Annotated in this window: 19 protein-coding genes; 10 read left to right on the top strand and 9 right to left on the bottom strand. The window is 62.1% G+C overall.

Annotation, left to right across the window (positions count from 1 at the left end):
- Window positions 1–28 precede the first annotated feature (28 nt).
- The 3 genes from ONR57_RS00395 to ONR57_RS00385 all read right to left on the bottom strand — a co-directional run bounded on the left by ONR57_RS00395 (window position 29) and on the right by ONR57_RS00385 (window position 3,259).
- On the bottom strand, window positions 29–1,489 hold the full coding sequence (locus tag ONR57_RS00395) for an APC family permease (RefSeq protein ID WP_265120829.1): 1,461 nt from the start codon (window positions 1,487–1,489) through the stop codon (window positions 29–31).
- Between the two features lie 285 nt (window positions 1,490–1,774).
- Entirely contained in the window at window positions 1,775–1,942 is a 168-nt protein-coding gene (locus ONR57_RS00390; RefSeq protein ID WP_265120827.1) for a hypothetical protein, read from the bottom strand.
- Window positions 1,943–2,020: 78 nt separating this feature from the next.
- Complete coding sequence (locus ONR57_RS00385; RefSeq protein WP_265120826.1) at window positions 2,021–3,259, bottom strand: CdaR family transcriptional regulator; 1,239 nt, start codon at window positions 3,257–3,259, stop codon at window positions 2,021–2,023.
- A gap of 87 nt (window positions 3,260–3,346) precedes the next feature.
- Between ONR57_RS00385 and ONR57_RS00380 the strand changes: the two genes are divergently transcribed.
- Both ONR57_RS00380 and ONR57_RS00375 read left to right on the top strand, forming a co-directional pair.
- The gene (locus ONR57_RS00380; RefSeq protein ID WP_265120825.1) at window positions 3,347–4,438 is read left to right on the top strand and encodes a ferredoxin reductase; all 1,092 of its coding nucleotides are present in this window, start codon (window positions 3,347–3,349) and stop codon (window positions 4,436–4,438) included.
- A gap of 13 nt (window positions 4,439–4,451) precedes the next feature.
- A complete protein-coding gene (locus ONR57_RS00375) occupies window positions 4,452–5,618 on the top strand; it encodes an acyl-CoA desaturase (RefSeq protein ID WP_308198619.1) in 1,167 nt (388 codons plus the stop codon).
- Between the two features lie 75 nt (window positions 5,619–5,693).
- On the opposite strand, the gene ONR57_RS00370 is transcribed toward ONR57_RS00375, so the two are convergent.
- On the bottom strand, window positions 5,694–6,167 hold the full coding sequence (locus ONR57_RS00370; RefSeq protein ID WP_265120824.1) for a septum formation family protein: 474 nt from the start codon (window positions 6,165–6,167) through the stop codon (window positions 5,694–5,696).
- A 117-nt stretch (window positions 6,168–6,284) separates the two neighbouring features.
- On the opposite strand from ONR57_RS00370, the gene ONR57_RS00365 reads away from it, so the two are divergent.
- The gene (locus ONR57_RS00365) at window positions 6,285–6,839 is read left to right on the top strand and encodes an HD domain-containing protein (protein ID WP_265120823.1); all 555 of its coding nucleotides are present in this window, start codon (window positions 6,285–6,287) and stop codon (window positions 6,837–6,839) included.
- Window positions 6,840–6,859: 20 nt separating this feature from the next.
- Here ONR57_RS00365 and ONR57_RS00360 read toward each other — a convergent pair whose 3' ends face one another.
- Window positions 6,860–7,318: an SRPBCC family protein gene (locus ONR57_RS00360; RefSeq protein WP_265120821.1), complete on the bottom strand. Its 459-nt coding sequence runs from the start codon at window positions 7,316–7,318 to the stop codon at window positions 6,860–6,862.
- Between the two features lie 121 nt (window positions 7,319–7,439).
- On the opposite strand from ONR57_RS00360, the gene ONR57_RS00355 reads away from it, so the two are divergent.
- Genes ONR57_RS00355 through ONR57_RS00340 form a run of 4 tightly spaced genes read left to right on the top strand, consistent with a single transcriptional unit; the run spans window position 7,440 to window position 10,801 of the window.
- Window positions 7,440–8,363, top strand: coding sequence for an ABC transporter ATP-binding protein (locus ONR57_RS00355; RefSeq protein ID WP_265120819.1), 924 nt, complete (start codon window positions 7,440–7,442; stop codon window positions 8,361–8,363).
- Complete coding sequence (locus tag ONR57_RS00350; protein ID WP_265120818.1) at window positions 8,360–9,106, top strand: ABC transporter permease; 747 nt, start codon at window positions 8,360–8,362, stop codon at window positions 9,104–9,106. Before ONR57_RS00355 ends, ONR57_RS00350 begins: the two co-directional genes overlap by 4 nt.
- Before the next feature lie 16 nt (window positions 9,107–9,122).
- Window positions 9,123–10,196 carry a sensor histidine kinase gene (locus ONR57_RS00345; RefSeq protein ID WP_265120817.1) on the top strand — a complete coding sequence of 358 codons (1,074 nt, stop codon included), beginning with the start codon at window positions 9,123–9,125 and terminating at the stop codon, window positions 10,194–10,196.
- Window positions 10,196–10,801, top strand: a complete 606-nt coding sequence (locus tag ONR57_RS00340) for a response regulator transcription factor (protein ID WP_265120816.1) — start codon at window positions 10,196–10,198, stop codon at window positions 10,799–10,801. The genes ONR57_RS00345 and ONR57_RS00340 overlap by 1 nt, the downstream gene beginning before the upstream one ends.
- A gap of 15 nt (window positions 10,802–10,816) precedes the next feature.
- On the opposite strand, the gene ONR57_RS00335 is transcribed toward ONR57_RS00340, so the two are convergent.
- Both ONR57_RS00335 and ONR57_RS00330 read right to left on the bottom strand, forming a co-directional pair.
- Complete coding sequence (locus ONR57_RS00335; protein ID WP_265120815.1) at window positions 10,817–11,152, bottom strand: DUF1330 domain-containing protein; 336 nt, start codon at window positions 11,150–11,152, stop codon at window positions 10,817–10,819.
- Between the two features lie 122 nt (window positions 11,153–11,274).
- Window positions 11,275–11,775 (bottom strand): DUF2505 domain-containing protein, encoded by a 501-nt coding sequence (locus ONR57_RS00330; protein ID WP_265120814.1) that lies wholly within the window; start codon window positions 11,773–11,775, stop codon window positions 11,275–11,277.
- A gap of 113 nt (window positions 11,776–11,888) precedes the next feature.
- On the opposite strand from ONR57_RS00330, the gene ONR57_RS00325 reads away from it, so the two are divergent.
- Window positions 11,889–12,494: an XRE family transcriptional regulator gene (locus tag ONR57_RS00325; RefSeq protein WP_265120813.1), complete on the top strand. Its 606-nt coding sequence runs from the start codon at window positions 11,889–11,891 to the stop codon at window positions 12,492–12,494.
- Window positions 12,487–13,407, top strand: coding sequence for a DMT family transporter (locus ONR57_RS00320; protein WP_265120812.1), 921 nt, complete (start codon window positions 12,487–12,489; stop codon window positions 13,405–13,407). Before ONR57_RS00325 ends, ONR57_RS00320 begins: the two co-directional genes overlap by 8 nt.
- On the opposite strand, the gene ONR57_RS00315 is transcribed toward ONR57_RS00320, so the two are convergent.
- Both ONR57_RS00315 and ONR57_RS00310 read right to left on the bottom strand, forming a co-directional pair.
- On the bottom strand, window positions 13,402–14,205 hold the full coding sequence (locus ONR57_RS00315) for an HAD family phosphatase (RefSeq protein WP_265120811.1): 804 nt from the start codon (window positions 14,203–14,205) through the stop codon (window positions 13,402–13,404). The genes ONR57_RS00320 and ONR57_RS00315 overlap by 6 nt on opposite strands.
- 156 nt (window positions 14,206–14,361) lie before the next feature.
- Complete coding sequence (locus ONR57_RS00310; protein WP_265120810.1) at window positions 14,362–15,579, bottom strand: MFS transporter; 1,218 nt, start codon at window positions 15,577–15,579, stop codon at window positions 14,362–14,364.
- A gap of 35 nt (window positions 15,580–15,614) precedes the next feature.
- On the opposite strand from ONR57_RS00310, the gene ONR57_RS00305 reads away from it, so the two are divergent.
- Window positions 15,615–16,127, top strand: coding sequence for a nucleoside deaminase (locus ONR57_RS00305; RefSeq protein ID WP_265120809.1), 513 nt, complete (start codon window positions 15,615–15,617; stop codon window positions 16,125–16,127).
- Window positions 16,128–16,319: the final 192 nt, after the last annotated feature.

Here is a 16,319-nt window from a genome sequence, read left to right as displayed (position 1 = left end):
TTCCTTTTAGTTCTGAAAGCTGGGCGCTTCAGCGCTGAGCGAGGGTGGAGAGAAGTCGTTCTTCGGCGTCTGCGCCGGGCTTGATTCCACGCGGAATCCGGAAGAAAAACAGCATCCCGAACAGCCACCAGCCGAGTACCATCACTGCCGCCTGGGGGCTGAGCGCGGCTGGCATGCCCGGAAAGTGCAGGCTGAGCAGCCCCAGGGTGCTGATGATCGCTAGCACGCCAATGATGATGCCGCCGTTGCCTTTGCCACCGATGCGCAGCGGGCGCGGCATCTTGGGTTCGCGGCGGCGAAGCACGATGAATGCCATCGCAGCGACGGCGTAGCCGATGACGATACTGGGTGCGCCGGAGTCAACCAGCCATCCGAGCATGGCCTGGCCGAAGAACGGCGCGATCACTGCGAGGCCACCGATAAACAGCAGCGCGTTGACGGGTGTATGCGTTTTGGGGTGCAGCGTGCCGAACGCCTTTGGCAGCATGCCCGAGACACCCATCGCGTACAGCAGACGCGAAGCACCGATCATAAACGCATTCCACGATGTGAGGATCGCAGCAATACCGCCGGCGACGAGGACCTTGGCCATGAGGTCGGTGCTCCACAGCGCCGCCATGCCGTCCGCTGCCGCGAGATTCGCATCTGCGAGGCTTGAATGACTCATTGACGAGGAGATCGCAACGAGTGCCGCGATGTAGAACGCGGTCGCCATGATCACGGAGATGACAACGAGCTTGCCGATCCGCTTTGGTTCGAGGTTGACTTCTTCCGCAGACTGCGGGATGACGTCGAATCCGACGAAGAGGAACGGGATCGCGACGAGGACGACGACGAAACCGGACCACCCGCCCGAGATCAGCGGTGTGAGGTGTTCCCGTTCACCGCCCACGAAGGCACCGAGAACGAGCAGCGCACCAATGGAGAGAAAGAACAGCAGGATAAAGGTCTGCACGAAGTTGGCGGTCTTGATCCCGATAATGTTGATGACAGTGATTGCGACTGCGCCGATGACACCCACTAGCGCCCAGGTGAGGTACACGTCGGATCCGGCGACTGTCCACAGCTTGATCTGATTCAGATCGGGAAAAAGATACGTCACGACCCGCGGAAGTGCGACCGCCTCGAACGCAACGATCGTGATGTAACCCGCCACTACCCCCCAGGAGCAGATAAAGGCCCAGCGTGGCCCCATTCCGCGCATCACGTAGTTGTGTTCGCCACCTGCTTTTGGCATGGCTGAAACGAGCTCAGAGTAGGTCAGGCCGACAAGCGCCATGATCGCGCCGCCGACAATGAAGGCGAGAACAGCACCGAGTGTGCCGGCGTTCTCCAGCCAGTGGCCACTCAGCACAATCCAGCCGAATCCGATCATGGCGCCGAAGCCAAGAGCGAAAACGTCCCAGCTTCCCATGCTCTTGAGTAGCGAAACGTTTTCCCCGGCGGGAGCGGAACCGGGCTTAAACGAAGTAGTGTAGTTTTGTTTCATGGGAGCCTTTTCTCAGGATCAGGAGAAGCGCCGGTAAGGCGAGGGGTTTCCCCGCATCGTCGCGGCGAAAAGGTTCCAGGCGTGCCCGCACCAACACTGACTACGTTGAACACTGCTGAACATTGCCCGGTAGAAAGAGCGTAAGGTTCCGCGATATCCGCGCGAATGTGCAAAACGGATAGTGTGCTGCCAAAGTGCTGTACAAAACGGAGCGCACGCATCCCCGTTCTCCCGTCACGCAAAGGGGGCGGGAGAATGGTGCGGTGCAGTTATGGCGCTACACGCTCAAGGGGCGAGGTCGTCCACAAATTCCGTAACCACGGAAATGTCGCCTCCGTGGACACCTTCTGTGATCGCCGCTCCCAGCGCGATGGGAGCGGCGACTCCAATTACCACGCCGAGAACTGCAAGCCCTGCGCTGATGAGAACGCTTGTGACCGGATCGGGAAGCATGGCTGCTCCTAGAGGCCAAGATATGGACGCCCGGCAGAAACCAGGCCTCTCAATTCAAGCACACCTCACCCGGCCTGATCACAGACTTGCACCCCGCTTTGGGCCATTAGCACCGAGAGCTACGGTTAGTGCCAGCACGGTTTCGGGGTCGTTGAGACGGTCACCATACAGCTCACGCAACTGGCTCATTCGGTACCGCACTGATTGCGCATGGATGTAAAGATCGGCAGCTACCGCATCGCGCTGGCCTAGGTGAAGCAGCCACGAGCGCAGCGTCTCGATGAGTTTCTCTGCCGAATTGGGGCGCAGATCGGACAGCGGTTCGAGCACTTGCGCTCGCAGGTCCGCTGCCGCCTCAGCGTCCGCACTCAGTATCAGGTCGACCAGCAGCTTGTCAGTGTCGATCACGTCTGCACCTGACTCGGCAACGACGGGCAAACTTCGGGCCCGCAATACGCGCAGGTATGACGCGCGCACTGTGGTCCAGGGCTTCGCCGGCCCGACGATCGCCTCACGTCCAGAGAGGACTCGCAGCAGCTCACTGCGCTGGCGCCCGCCCATGTCCGGCACCAGCATGACGGCGAGATCTTCCGCGTCATCCACTCCCGGCAGATTCTCACTCAGCTGCAACAGCGACTGGGCGAAGCGGGAAAACAATCCGCGCGTACGGGTCACCGGCAGCACCACTGCAGTGAGCGTGTCTGGCGGCTGCCAGTCGGCACGTTCCGCGCTCGCGAGCAGCGCGTCCTCCGATTCGCCGGTGAGAAGCTGCAGCGCCAGCTGATCGAGGTAGCGCTGCCGCGCAAGCCCCGTAGTCGACAGTTCGTCGGCATGCCCCGCAATACTGGCTGCGGAGAGTTCGTCGATGAAGGCAAACGCCAGCTCAGCAAACCGCGCAACGGTGGTTGCTGCTAAGCCGCCAGATACGGCGATTGCGGACATTTCCCGCCACGCGACGCGGGCGCCGACTCGATATGCGGCAAGTAGGGCATCCATGGAACGGCCTTGCCGGGCTTCTCCCCGGCCGAGTTCGTACGCGCCGTCCATGGCGGGTGGAAGTGGTGACCGCCCGCCCTCATCATCCGAGCGCGCGGCAAGCTGCAGCAAGGCTCCAAGTGCCATTTGCACAGCATTTTCAATGACCTGTGCCATACGTCCACTAAATGCCCGGGCGTAACTCGGGACTTCCATCGTGACCGCCCGCACTGTGTGCTCGGCCACTAAAGGCAGCTCCGCGCGCAGTGCAGCAATGATCTCGGAATCGATCGCTAAGGCGCTGACCTGGCGAAACTCACGAGACTGGGTACTCTCATCCAATGTTTTATCCCTATCGAACAATTTCCCGGAAAACTTTCACGCTGACGAGACAAGATTTTATACCCGGTGTTCCGCGAAGGTAGTGCCATGACCATCAATGCATCTCGACCCGCAGCACGCAGCTCGGTTCGTGACCGGCTGGTGAGAATTGCGGAGCTGACCACTACTCCTCTACTCCCCTCCGACTATCTCGACCTCGTTGCACCCCTGCGGTCCGGTGCGCCATTGCGGGGACGGATCGTCACGATCCACCCTGAAACTCGCGATGCGGTAACGCTGGTTATCAAACCGGGACGAGACTGGAAAGGTCATCTTCCCGGACAGTACGTCCGCGTGGGGGTTGACGTAGATGGTGTACGGCAGTGGCGAACATACTCCCTGACGTCACTGGCAGGAGCTCCAGACGGGAACATCTCGGTCACTGTGAAAGCCATCCCCGATGGCATCGTAAGCAACTACCTGGTTCGCCGAGCAACAACTGGCACAGTAATCCAGATCGATCAAGCAGCTGGCGACTTCACCCTCGGCAGCGAACTGCCCCAAAAGACTCTGTTTATTACTGCGGGCAGTGGCATCACCCCCGTCATGGGAATGCTGCGAAACCACGCGCATCAGCTTCGTGACACTGTTGTCGTGCATTCCGCACCAACAGCTGAGGACGTCATCTTCGCTGGCGAACTTCGGACGCTGGCTCGGCGCGGGATTATCACCCTGATCGAGCGCCACACCGACACCGACGGCATGCTCAGCATGGATGATCTCGGGGAACTCGTGACTGACCTGGACGAACGGGAGACATGGGCGTGCGGCCCGGCCGGGTTGCTCGACGCGCTCGAGCGCACCTGGGCTGAGCGCGGTATCGCTGAGCGTCTGCATACCGAACGCTTCCGGCTCGCTCCACTCGTGACAGGCGATGGCGGCACGGTCACGTTCACCAAGTCGGGAACCGTGCTGCAGTCCGATGGGACGCAGACTCTGCTCGACGCTGGTGAGTCCGCCGGTGTGCTCATGCCGTCGGGATGCCGGATGGGGGTCTGCTTCGGCTGCGTCGCGCCACTGCGTCAGGGGGTCGTCCGCGACGTTCGCAGTGGAGACATCACCACCGCCGCAGAAGGCGACGGCGTACTAATTCAAACCTGTATTTCCGCAGCCGCGGGCTCGTGCGATATCGATTTGTGAGGGGAAATCTGACATGACCGCTATGCAGCGCAAGGCACACAACCCAATCAGCCATCTCAGCGCCGAAGACATCGAGAATCTCGGCAAAGAACTCGATGCGATCCGCGCCCAGGTGATCAATAGCCGTGGTGAGCGCGACGCCGCCTACATTCGCGCCGTGATCGACGGGCAGCGCAAACTGGAACTCGGCAGCCGTGCAGTACTGCTATTCTCCCTGTTCCCCCCAGCATGGTTCGTCGGCACCGCCGGGCTTGCGATCTCGAAGATCGTCGAGAACATGGAAATCGGCCACAACGTGATGCATGGCCAGTGGGACTGGATGCGCGATTCGAAGATCCACTCGAGCACATGGGAATGGGACAACGCATCCCCCGCGGAAATGTGGAAGCACTCGCACAACGAGCTGCACCACACTTACACCAACGTGCTGGGCAAGGACAACGACCTCGGCTACGGAATCATGCGCGTAGATGAGGATCAGCGCTGGACCCGTTACCACTTGTTCCAGCCGCTCGTGAACTTCGTTAATGCCTGCTTCTTCGAATACGGGATCGCCGCATATGACCTCGAAATCGGCAAATACCTTAAGGGCCGGTCCGATAAGGCGGAATTCCGCGCGAAGGCGAAGGCTGTACTGCGGAAGATCCGCCGGCAGGCCACCAAGGACTACGTGGTGCACCCGCTACTCTCCGGACCTTCAGCACTGACGACCCTCACGGCGAATCTCACGGCAAACCTCATCCGCAACCTGTGGACACACTCCGTCATCATGTGCGGTCACTTCCCGGAAGGGGTGGAGACGTACGAGAAGACGTCCATCGAAGGTGAGACGCGCGGCGAGTGGTACCTCCGCCAGATGCTGGGCTCGGCGAATATCTCCGGAAGTCCATTCATGCATTTCATGACGGGCAACCTGTCGTTCCAGATCGAGCACCATCTCTTCCCGGATCTGCCGAGCAACCGGTATCAGGAGATCGCGCCTAAGGTACGCGAGGTGTTCGAGCGGTATCAGCTCACCTACACCACCGGGCCGCTGCCGAAGCAGGTGGCATCGGCGTGGAAGAAGGTCTTCCGGCTGTCGCTGCCGAACGACTTCGCCAAGAAGGGCATCGACCTGAAGCCGCAGGCACTGGTGCAATCACTGTTCCGGCCGGAGCGTAAGGTCGCGGCGGCTGCCTGAGCCTTCCTTCTTTAGAGCCGCGGGTGTCGCGTCGCTGACGCGGCATCCGCGGCTCTTTCGCATTTCCGCGCTGCGTTAGCGGCCAGCGCCGGCAAGGCTTTCCGACACGGGCCCGGTGGTAGCGACGATCATGCACGACACCTGGCGATCACCAGTCCGCCACGCCGCAGCAGACGGATAAAGGTAGAACACGTCGTATATCGAATCTGTGTGTGAAGTATCCGCGAAGTTCTCGAACTCGCGCACGCACAGATCGTGTGCCTCACGGACGAGCGTAAACGCGCCCGGGTACGCACTGCCGCTCAATTCATGAGATGCGTACACCTCGTACTCGTGCGGCTCGGTACATGGCACAACCCAGGCTGACTCTGCGTTGAGCGACGTCTCCGACCATTCAAACTCGGTAACGCAGTCCCCCACCGACAAGCTCGTCGCATCAACTCTCGTACCTGTCGCGTTTTCTGGCGCAGCCACAGCATGACCTGAGACCATCACGGTTACCGCAAGCGCAGCCAGCGAGACGAACAACACCCGAGTGCGGGACATCATGAAAGCTCACTCTCTAATATTTCGGCAACCTAATGGTCCCCCACACCGCGGCACCTGCGCTAGACCCCGTTGCAGCCCGGCAGGTGCGCGAACAAGACAGCTAAGGAAACCACGGATATGACATCCACCGTGCCAGATTGGGTGAGCACGCATCTCGAGCCTTGGGGCGATCAGCTTGGCCGTGATCGCCAGGCCTACACGAACCACGTAATCCGGGTTCTCGAGCTTTGCGATGCACTGCATTTCCAGCACGGCGGGACCATCGCCGACAAGCCCACCGGTCGCGAATTGTTCCTCGTTGCAGGCGTGTTCCACGATCTGGGGATCTGGACGGCAAAGACGCTTGACTACCTCGGCCCATCAGCGAAACTCGCTCGTGACTGGCTGAGAGCGAATGATCGCAGCGATCTCGGGGACGACGTCAGCCGGCTGATCGAAGACCACCACAAGATTACTCAGGCAAGCGCGCCCAACAGTCCCGTCGAAATCTTCCGCCGCGCAGACTTCATCGATGCCTCGCTTGGCCTCCGGCGATTCGGTCTGCCCATGCCGGTGTACCGCGAGATAGCACGGAAGTACCCCAATGCGGGCTTTCACAAGAGGCTGTTGCAGCTGGCCGGGAAACGACTAGTGACCCACCCGGCCAAGCCCGCCCCGATGTTCAAGTGGTAGCACGCGCCTTGTGACGCTGGTTAGTCACTACCAGTTGCTGCCCTGGCAAGGTTATCCAGGGAGGAGCGCAAGCTTTCCGCTGTCGTTGATCGTGCACGCGGCAACCGGTTCTCGTCAGTCAGGTTCGTCCAGTCATACGTGTGGGTTACCTGTGATGTCGCGGCATCGATCGGGTCAAGTCGCCATCGCCACAGATGCCCGGGCGGTGCCGAACCCGGTTCCGAAGGGAGCCAGGCGATCACGCGCCCTTCCTCGAACTCCACCACACGGTTCTCGCGTACCGACCCTTTGGTCAGCGTCATGACAAAGACATCGCCGACCGCGCGTACCCGCTGGTTCGCCGCTGCCTCCCGGAGATTGCTGTTGCCGTCCCACTCCGGTTGCCGCGCCGGGTCGGCAATAAGATCGAAGATTCGCTGCGCGGGAGCAGCTACCACGCGGCTCGCACGGACAACCCGATTCAGCTCAGAATCACTCACAGTGCCATTCAAGCATCGACGGTGACGTTCCGCGACAGCAGCGGATCCATGACAACTGTCATCCCGGTCTCATGACAGGCGCTCTAAGAGGAAGCCCCGTCGGTCAGGCATCGTCGGTGTTATGGATGAAAGCTGCTCTTTCGCAATTGAGCTCACTGATATCGTGAAGACATTCGCGCTGCGTGACGGGACGCGTCTGCGTGCGGTCGACTCGATCAGCTTGCGCATCCGGCGTGGCGAAGTCGTTGCGTTTCTGGGACCGAACGGTGCGGGCAAGACCACAACACTCGATATCGTGCTCGGGCTCACTCGGCCCGACGCCGGCACCGTGCGGGTGTGCGAGATGTCCCCCATCGCTGCGATCCGCGGCGGCAGGGTTTCCGCACTGCTTCAGACAGGCGGCCTGCTCGCAGATCTGACGGTCCGCGAAACCGTGCTGATGATCGCGTCAACGTTCGGTGCACGCCGAAACGTGGATCCGCTTCTCGAACGGATGGGTCTAGGCAGACTTGCTGGCCAGAAGGTACGGAAGCTCTCCGGTGGGCAGCAACAGAAACTGAAGTTCGCGCTCGCGCTCGTACCGGAACCGGATGTCATCGTGCTCGATGAGCCGACCGCCGGTATGGACGTTTCCGCGCGGCGTGAGTTCTGGGACACGATGCGGGCTGACGCGGCGCGCGGACGCACCATCGTGTTTGCGACCCACTACCTCGAAGAAGCTGAGGTCTTCGCAGACCGGGTCGTGATGATTTCGCAAGGCCGCGTTGTCGCGGACGGTCCGACAGCCGAGATTCGCGCACTCGTGCCCGGACGCGAACTCACCGCGATCGTCCCTGACATTTCCCTCGACGTGCTGCGCGGCCTGCCCGGAGTAGAGAGTGCCGAAATGCGCGGGGACCGGGTTCATTTCCGGACACACGATTCCGATGCGCTTGCGCGCCTGCTGCTGACTGAAACCCCCGCATGTGAGCTTGAAATAGCCGGACACAACCTCGAATCAGCCTTCGTTTCGCTAACACACACGCAGAAGGAAGCCGCACGATGAACCCAGTTTTCACACTCATCGATCTGCGCCGCCACCTGCGTGACGTCGCAACGCTCTCATTCACCATCCTCTTGCCCGGGGCGTTATATCTCGTTTTCGGCTCCGCGCAGCCAGCGTCGGACGAGCCTGTCGGCAGCGGGAATGTGGCCACCTACGTCATGATTCCGATGGCACTCTATGGCGCTGTGGTCGCGACGATGACGGTCGGAGGCAGCGTCGCGCTCGAACGATTCCAGGGGTGGGGACGTCAACTCGCCCTGACCCCACTCCGTCCGGTGCAGATCATCGGGATGAAGGCTGCCGTCGCGGTGCTTCTCGCAACGCTCCCCGTGGCATTCGTTTTCCTGCTGGGTGCCGTAACGGGTGCGCAGGCCCCGCCTCGAGTCTGGGTTTTGTCTGCCCTCGCGTGTTGGGCAGGTTCAATCGTTTTCGCCTTCTTCGGACTTGCCGTGGGCCTGGCGTTCCGGACGGAAGCTGCCCTCGGGGCTGCTGGCGGCTCGCTCGTCGTGCTGGGATTCTTCGGCAACATGTTCGTGCCACTTTCCGGTGTCATGCTCGAAATTGGGCGTTTCACTCCGATGTACGGAATTGCCGCACTGGCCCGCTGGCCACTAACGGACGGTTTTCTTACAAACGGCCAGCAAGACCCCCTGTGGCTCCCGCTCGTTAATGTTGGTGTGTGGAGCTTTGTGTTCGCCGCCGCAGCGGTCGCGCTGTTCCGGTGGTCGGCCGCGGCGCGATGAGGATGAGGAGCCGCCCATGAACTGGTGGGATCGAGCGAGGTCCACACACGGCTGGCGCCTCTACGGTGCTATCTGGCTGGTGTTTCTCGTCTTCCCGATCATGGCAGCGCTCGACGCGGAATCGCAGTGGCGAACGATCAGTGGTATTGCGCTAATTCTCGTTTTTGCAGCGGTATTCATGTCGGGTTTCCGCGAGAAGTGCTATCACAACCGCCTCACCGCGGGCATGGTCGTTGGTGTGATGCTCGCGGTTGCGGCAATCGTGGCCGCAACAATCGGGTGGGGCGCGCTGGGGCTGCTGCCGTTCGTGCTCACGTACGCAATCTTCATGCTGCCGCTTCGATGGTCACTGCCGATGTGCGTGACGGGGTTACTGGTCACCGCTGTCCTTCCGTGGACCGTCGGCCCGCACGCCCCCAGCGATTTCCTTCCTTTCACCATTATCCTGTTTGCCCTGCTCGCCGGCAGCGTGATTCTCAGCGAGCTCATGCGACACGAGGAACACCGCTCCGGACTCGAGCAGCAATTAGCGATCGTCGAGGAACGTGATCGTGTGGCACGTGATGTGCACGACATCCTCGGCCACGGGTTAACCGTAATCGCTGTTAAGGCTGAACTCGCCAAACGCCTGATCCGCACCGATCCCGAACGCGCGGAAAAGGAACTCGACGACGTGCACGCGCTGGCGCGCGTCAACCTCAGCGAGGTACGTGCGACCGTGACGGGTCTGCGGACAATGAATCTCAGTAGCGAACTCGCCGCGGCGCGGCACGCCCTTCAGGCGGCAGGCGTCGCAGCGCACATACCCAGCAGTGCCGACGCTGTCCGGGACGATGTCCGGCCACTCTTCGCGTGGGTCGTGCGCGAAGCCGCCACAAACGTCATCCGGCACAGCCGAGCACGCAGCTGCGACATCGAGCTGGGTGCAAACTGGATCACTGTGCGCGACAACGGTAAAGGAATGAACGGAAGCACCGAGGCAAACGGGCTGCGGGGCCTTCGCGAACGGGTTGCAGCGGCGCAAGGTTCCGTGTCGCTGACTGCGGCGGCGCAGTCGTCCGGAACCTGCGTACACGTGGAGGTGCCGTGATGATCCGCATTCTGCTAGCAGACGATCAGGCCCTCGTACGGGGCGCTCTCGCCGCATTGCTGAGCCTTGAGCCAGACATCGACGTTGTCGCCGAGGTCGGCCGCGGCGACGAGGTTGTCGGAGCAGCTCGCACCTCCACGCCAGACGTATGTCTGCTCGATATCGAAATGCCGGGCTCTGACGGCATCACCGTGACCGCTGAAGTACGCTCGGCGCTGCCGGGAACGCGCGTGCTGATTGTGACGACGTTCGGTCGCGCGGGATATCTCCGGCGCGCAATGGAAGCCGGAGCAAGCGGATTCGTCGTCAAAGACACCCCAGCTGAGCAGCTTGCGGACGCAGTGCGCCGAGTCAATTCCGGCCTGTTGGTCATTGACCCGGAGCTCGCGGCTACGTCGCTCGCTGACGGGGTGAACCCCCTGACCGCCCGGGAACAGGAAATTCTCCGGCTGGCAGCGACAGGTGCCACAGTCGCCAGCATCGCGGGGCACGTCCATCTCTCACCAGGAACGGTGCGCAATCACCTCTCCTCGTCCATCGGCAAAACTGGTGCAGCCACCCGCGCGCAAGCTGCGGCAATAGCGCAGGAGCGCGGGTGGCTGTAGCCTCCGCTTCGCCGATCAGTCGTGCTGTGCCAGCTTGTCCACCGCACGGTAATCCTCGGGCACGCCCTCGACTACTGCAGTGACGCCCTGCGAATTGGCCGTACGCAGCGGAAGAATCGACTGGTAATCCGGTGATGCGTACCACTCTTGCGCGCTTTTCTTGTCGGGAAACTCGATGATAATGACATCACCATTCCACTCCCCTTCCAAGGGGCTGAGGCTTCCGCCGTGGACGATGAACTTACCGCCGAACGGTTTCAGCGTCGCGTCGATGCGTTCGAGATAAGCCACGATGTCAGGCCCGAAAGTGACCTCACGCAGGTACGCAATGGCATAAGCCCTCGGTGTCATGGTTCCTCCAAATCGGGGTGTGGCGGAGATTAGTTAACGCGGGAGCGTTTACACCGTGAAGTCTGCGCGCACACGGTAATTCCGTCGATTACCCCGGAGGTAATGAGCTGAGCGCTCAGCGATCAGCTGGAACGCTGCTCGAGCCATTTGTCGGTGCCTTCGCGTTCAGATTTCACGAGATTTGTGATCATCTGTACCAGCATCGGCTCAATCGCGCCGCCCACAAGTCGCGCCTTTACCTCACTTCGGCCTTCCACCGCGAGCACCGCCTTATCGCCGTCCGCGCGCAGGGTTGAGGTTCCTTCCGTCCTCGAAGTGATCCCCGTGGACTCCGCGGTCCAGCGAGCCTGCGCTTGCGTGCCGTCGAATGAACCCCATGCTTCTTTACGCACGATGCTGAGGTCTCCGCGCATCGCCTTGCGCACGATGGCCGGCAGCGCATCGCCCGCGACATGCTGGGTGACGGTGATGTCGAGCGTGCCTGCCTCGCGGGACTCGGTGGTGACTGCCGCGTTGTGCGCACCCTCGACCCGGCCTTCCCACATCTCGGGGGAGGTAAGCGCCTGATGCACCTGATCCGCTGGGTGTTCGAATGTGACCGTGAAGCTGAAGTCTTTCGCCATGACCGTTGACAATACCGACGCCCGCGCCAGTTGGCCGGGATGCCTCGCGAACCGCGCGGTCGGCACCATCGAGCGTTGTATGAATGCACTCAAAGTGCATTATCATGCACTGCATGGATGAGGGTGCAGCTCGACTGGCGCAAGCGATTGGCGCCCGCGTTCGGCTAGAGCGTCAGTCTCGCGGCTGGACGCTCGACCAATTGGCTGAAGCGGCGGAGGTGAGCCGACGCATGATCGTCAACGTCGAGCAGGGCGCCGTGAACCCAAGCGTTGGCACTCTCCTGCGTATCAGTGATGCGCTCGGCATCGGATTGCCCGCGCTGGTCGAGCCCCCGCAATCCAAGCCGGTGAAGATCACCAGGTGTGGCACGGGAGCCGAATTGTGGCGCAGCGAAGCTGGCGGCCGCGGCGTGCTGGTGGCCGCGACCGGGCCACCTGGTGTGGTCGAACTGTGGGATTGGCACCTGAGTCCAGGCGACAGTCATCTCAGCGAGGCGCACGCGGCTGGCACGAAGGAGCTGCTCCAGGTCCAGGAAGGGTCGATCACACTCGAAGTCGGCGGTGCAACTGTCGTCCTCGAAACAGGTGACGCAGTCGCCTACCCCGGCGACGTCGCACACACATACTCGAATCCGGGTCCGCAAGCAGCAAGATACTCCCTCGCGGTGTTTGACCCGGACGCGGGCGCCGCACGCCCGCCTGGAGGTCTCCATGGCTGACCGCGCCGTCCTGCCACCCTGGAGCCTGGCCGTCACGGCGATGCTGTCTGTTCAGCTGGGCACGGCACTCTCGGCAGAGCTAGTATCGTCGGTCGGCCCGGCCGGAACCGCTTGGCTCAGATTGAGTTTCGGCGCGCTGATTTCTCTGCTTATCGCCCGGCCCCCGATTCGCATGATCCGCCGTCGGGACGTCCTGCCACTCCTGGCATTAGGCGTGACTATCGGGGTGATAACCATGTCTTTCCTGGCGGCAATCGACCGCATCCCGCTGGGCACGGCTGTCGCGATCGAGTTCCTCGGCCCCCTGACGGTCGCGGCCCTCCGCAGCCACAGCGTCCGTGCGCTCGCGTGGCCGTTGCTTGCTTTGACGGGCGTCGTTCTGCTGACTGAACCGTGGCATGGTGACATCAACGTTGCGGGCGTGGGATTCGCTTCGATCTCGGCGCTCGGGCTAGCCGTCTACATTCTGCTAACCCAGCGCATCGGCGACCGTTTCACAGGAATTGGTGCACTTTCAGTCACGATCCCGGTGGCCGCCGTCACCGCGGCGATAGTCGGCATTCCGCAAGCGTCTGGCGCGATCACGCCGGAAGTCCTCCTTGCGGCCGCCGGATTGGCGTTGTTGCTGCCAGTGCTGCCGTTCGCACTCGAGCTTCTCGCCCTGCGCCGAATGACCCCAGCCGCGTTCGGCACTCTTATGGCGGTCGAACCGGCAATTGGGCTGCTACTCGGACTGCTCGTGCTGCAGCAGGAGCCGTCGGCGTACCAGCTTGCGGGCATTGTCTTAGTCGTCATCGCCGGGGCAGCTGCACAGCGCCACAGACGGCACAGACGGCGCGCTACCGGGCCGGCAGGCGCACACGGAGGCCCCCGCTATCGCGAGATGAGCATAGCGAGCTCGCCGACTTCATAACTTCCGCACAATGAGATCGCGCACCGTGGCCAGCAACTTTGCTGCAGGTTTGCCGGGAAGCTCCACACGCCGTGCGCGTCCAAAGTGAACGATGCCCCAGCTGCGTGTGGATGCAATGTTCCGCAGCCCCGGCTCCGGATTGACCACTACTGGGTTGCCGACCGCTTCGAGCATCGGAAGATCGCTCGCAGAGTCGGTGTAGGCGTAGCTGCGCGACAGGTCGTAACCATGCTGGTCCGAAAGATAGCGCAGCACTTCCACTTTCCCTTCCCGGTAGCAGAAAGGGCCTGCGAGCCGTCCCGTGTAGCAGTCATTTTCGTCGCGCTCCCCTTCGGTACCGACGCCGAGATCCATCCCGGCTGCCTTCGCGAAGCGCTCGATGATTTCCGTGGGACTCGCTGACACCAGGATGAGGTGGTGGCCGCGCGCACGGTGGTCATCAAGAATTGCCCGCATTTGCGGGCGAATGGTCTGCGCGAGCTTCCCCACGAAGGAGTCAGCGATCGATTCGAGCCGAGCAGCCGGAAAGCCAGCGGCCGCCCGGAGAATCCGTTCGCGCACCTGCGCTGCCCGTTCGTCACTAGCGCCGGACAAGATGAAAGAAGCATTGCGGAGGAGATCGACTGCGAGATCACGATACGGGACGAGACCAGCTCTGAACGCGCCAATCGCCAGCGGGATGTTGACAGAACCGGGTATCAGCGTGCCGTCAAGGTCAACGAAAACGGCGGTGGTCGTTGGTGGAGCACCTGACGCGTGCCCGATGCTTTGCTCGTCTAGGGTGTGCGACTGAGTCATGAGCCCTCCAAATGAGCGGGACGCGCAGCGACCCGCGGGTGATCTCGATCGGGCGTCGATGCCTGTCCGCGCGTGGCGCGGAAAACGTGCCACGCGGGAGGATCTCACCTGTGAGGGCGGCCTGAGAATCGCTCTGGCAGGCCCACGCTCACCCTACTACGTCCCACCGTTCTGCCCGTAGTGACGACCGACACAGGCCGCCAGTGGGAGCGTGAGAACGGACAGCACAGCTGCCGCAAGCAACGCGGTGGAGAAGCCAGTTTGTGTCGCGATAGCTCCGATGACCATGGCTCCTGCCCCGGTTCCGGCATCGAATCCGATGTTCCACACAGCGCTGGCAGTGGCGTGCTTGTCGCGGCCGACAGCGGCGAAGGAGTCGACGAGCGTGAAGTTCTGCAAGGCGCCGTAAGCAACACCAACAGCTGCCATCCCGAAAATCAGCGCCGCGGAGTGTGAATGCTCTGCCTGCCCAATGGCCCACGCGATGAGCAGCACTCCTGCAGCCGTCACACATATCGCCGGCGCGACGAACGGTCGTGTTCCGTACCGATCCGCGAATGAGCCAGCGAGCCAGCGGCTCACCGCGGCAATCACTGTGAACGTAAGCAAACCAGCGAACACCAGCCCCGGCTCGGGCATCATTTGGGGCGCAAACGTCAGCAGTGCGCCGCCGGCTGCTGTCACTGCGAGGAGAATGAGCATAGGCGGCACTAGCGGCCGCACCGCTCGTGCCCGCTGCAGCGAATGAACAGTGCGCGGAGTTGAGCGGACACGGGTCCCCGGACGCGCGAGATGCCGTGCGACCCCACGCGTGAATAACACAGCGATCAGCGGACCTGCGCCGATGACGAAAACAAGCGCAAATCCCGCATTCTGCGCGAGCCACGGCGCCACAGGCAGAAGTAAGGCATGTGGCCCCGCGATCGCCAGGCCATATGCTCCGATCGCCCTGCCTAGCCGGGCGGGATTGACTAAAGATGCAACCGCCGCGGCGCCGCACACCGTTAGAATTCCGAAGCCGAATCCGCGCGGTATCGCTAGTGCGAGCGCACCCCCAATGTGGATTGGCAGCAGGTGCAGCAGCGAGGGCAACCCCAATAGGATCATCCCGGCCGTAAGCGTTGCATTCCATCCGATCCGCCGCAGCGCCAGTGGGACGAACAATTGCATGAGGACGGTGCACAGCATGAGAACTGCGTTGACCGCGCCGGCTGACGCTGGGTCTCCCCCGCTATCCACGACCCAGAGCGGAACGGTCGGAAACAATACCGCGTGGCCGCTGAACCCCAGCGCCGTCATCCCCAGCAGGGCGGGCATTCCGGGTGCAGTCCAGACAGCCGTACCCCGACGCACGTTAACGCCGTCGAAATCCACCTGTCGACGGTATACCACAATGATAGGATGACGGAATGACTCGGTGGGATTCGCCGCCTCAATTATCCACTCGTGACCGCGCGTTTCTGAGGCGGTGCGTGGAGCTCGCGGCCGAAGCCCTCGCAGACGGCGACGAGCCCTTCGGCTCGATTCTCGTCAGCGCCGAGGGCGCCGTGCTATTCGAGGACCGCAACCGGGTCAAAGATGGTGACAACACACGGCACCCGGAATTCGAGATCGCCAAATGGGCAGCGGCTAATCTGCCTTCCGCACACCGCAGCACAGCGGTTGTCTACACCTCTGGCGAGCATTGCCCGATGTGCAGCGCCGCGCATGCGTGGGTGGGGCTCGGAAAGATCGTCTACGCCGCAAGTACTGCGCAGCTTCTCACCTGGCTAGATGAGTGGCAGTGCCCGAAAGGTCCGGTTGCGCCACTACCAATCAATGCTGTCGCGCCCGACATTCCCGTGGCCGGCCCGGCTCCGGAGCTGACCGGCATCATTCGGTCGCTGCATGCGAAATTCCGGCGTATCCCTGACGGGGAGTGACCTCAAGCTTTCGGCTATTTGCGACGTCACTCGCAAGTTGCCGATGTGGCTGCCGATCACAGCTCCGACTACCGCAACTGAGTGGCCCATGATAGCGAGGCTCATTCCCCCGCCGGTAACAATGTCTGCCACTAGTCCGGCAAGCCCGCCCATCACGAATCCAGCCCACGCGCCCGCCAGCGCGTACACAAC

The sequence above is a fragment of the Hoyosella sp. YIM 151337 genome, assembly GCF_026041215.1.
In the GTDB taxonomy this organism is placed as follows: domain Bacteria; phylum Actinomycetota; class Actinomycetes; order Mycobacteriales; family Mycobacteriaceae; genus Hoyosella.
This window is presented reverse-complemented; position numbering and strand designations above follow the sequence as displayed.

Excerpts from the sequence above, each read along its gene's own strand:
- ONR57_RS00395 (WP_265120829.1), bottom strand. The coding sequence starts at position 1,489 with ATGAAACAAAACTACACTACTTCGTTTAAGCCCGGTTCCGCTCCCGCC.
- ONR57_RS00390 (WP_265120827.1), bottom strand. The coding sequence starts at position 1,942 with ATGCTTCCCGATCCGGTCACAAGCGTTCTCATCAGCGCAGGGCTTGCA.
- ONR57_RS00380 (WP_265120825.1), top strand. The coding sequence starts at position 3,347 with ATGACCATCAATGCATCTCGACCCGCAGCACGCAGCTCGGTTCGTGAC.
- ONR57_RS00375 (WP_308198619.1), top strand. The coding sequence starts at position 4,452 with ATGACCGCTATGCAGCGCAAGGCACACAACCCAATCAGCCATCTCAGC.
- ONR57_RS00370 (WP_265120824.1), bottom strand. The coding sequence starts at position 6,167 with ATGATGTCCCGCACTCGGGTGTTGTTCGTCTCGCTGGCTGCGCTTGCG.
- ONR57_RS00365 (WP_265120823.1), top strand. The coding sequence starts at position 6,285 with ATGACATCCACCGTGCCAGATTGGGTGAGCACGCATCTCGAGCCTTGG.
- ONR57_RS00355 (WP_265120819.1), top strand. The coding sequence starts at position 7,440 with ATGGATGAAAGCTGCTCTTTCGCAATTGAGCTCACTGATATCGTGAAG.
- ONR57_RS00350 (WP_265120818.1), top strand. The coding sequence starts at position 8,360 with ATGAACCCAGTTTTCACACTCATCGATCTGCGCCGCCACCTGCGTGAC.
- ONR57_RS00345 (WP_265120817.1), top strand. The coding sequence starts at position 9,123 with ATGAACTGGTGGGATCGAGCGAGGTCCACACACGGCTGGCGCCTCTAC.
- ONR57_RS00340 (WP_265120816.1), top strand. The coding sequence starts at position 10,196 with ATGATCCGCATTCTGCTAGCAGACGATCAGGCCCTCGTACGGGGCGCT.
- ONR57_RS00335 (WP_265120815.1), bottom strand. The coding sequence starts at position 11,152 with ATGACACCGAGGGCTTATGCCATTGCGTACCTGCGTGAGGTCACTTTC.
- ONR57_RS00330 (WP_265120814.1), bottom strand. The coding sequence starts at position 11,775 with ATGGCGAAAGACTTCAGCTTCACGGTCACATTCGAACACCCAGCGGAT.
- ONR57_RS00325 (WP_265120813.1), top strand. The coding sequence starts at position 11,889 with ATGGATGAGGGTGCAGCTCGACTGGCGCAAGCGATTGGCGCCCGCGTT.
- ONR57_RS00320 (WP_265120812.1), top strand. The coding sequence starts at position 12,487 with ATGGCTGACCGCGCCGTCCTGCCACCCTGGAGCCTGGCCGTCACGGCG.
- ONR57_RS00315 (WP_265120811.1), bottom strand. The coding sequence starts at position 14,205 with ATGACTCAGTCGCACACCCTAGACGAGCAAAGCATCGGGCACGCGTCA.
- ONR57_RS00305 (WP_265120809.1), top strand. The coding sequence starts at position 15,615 with ATGACTCGGTGGGATTCGCCGCCTCAATTATCCACTCGTGACCGCGCG.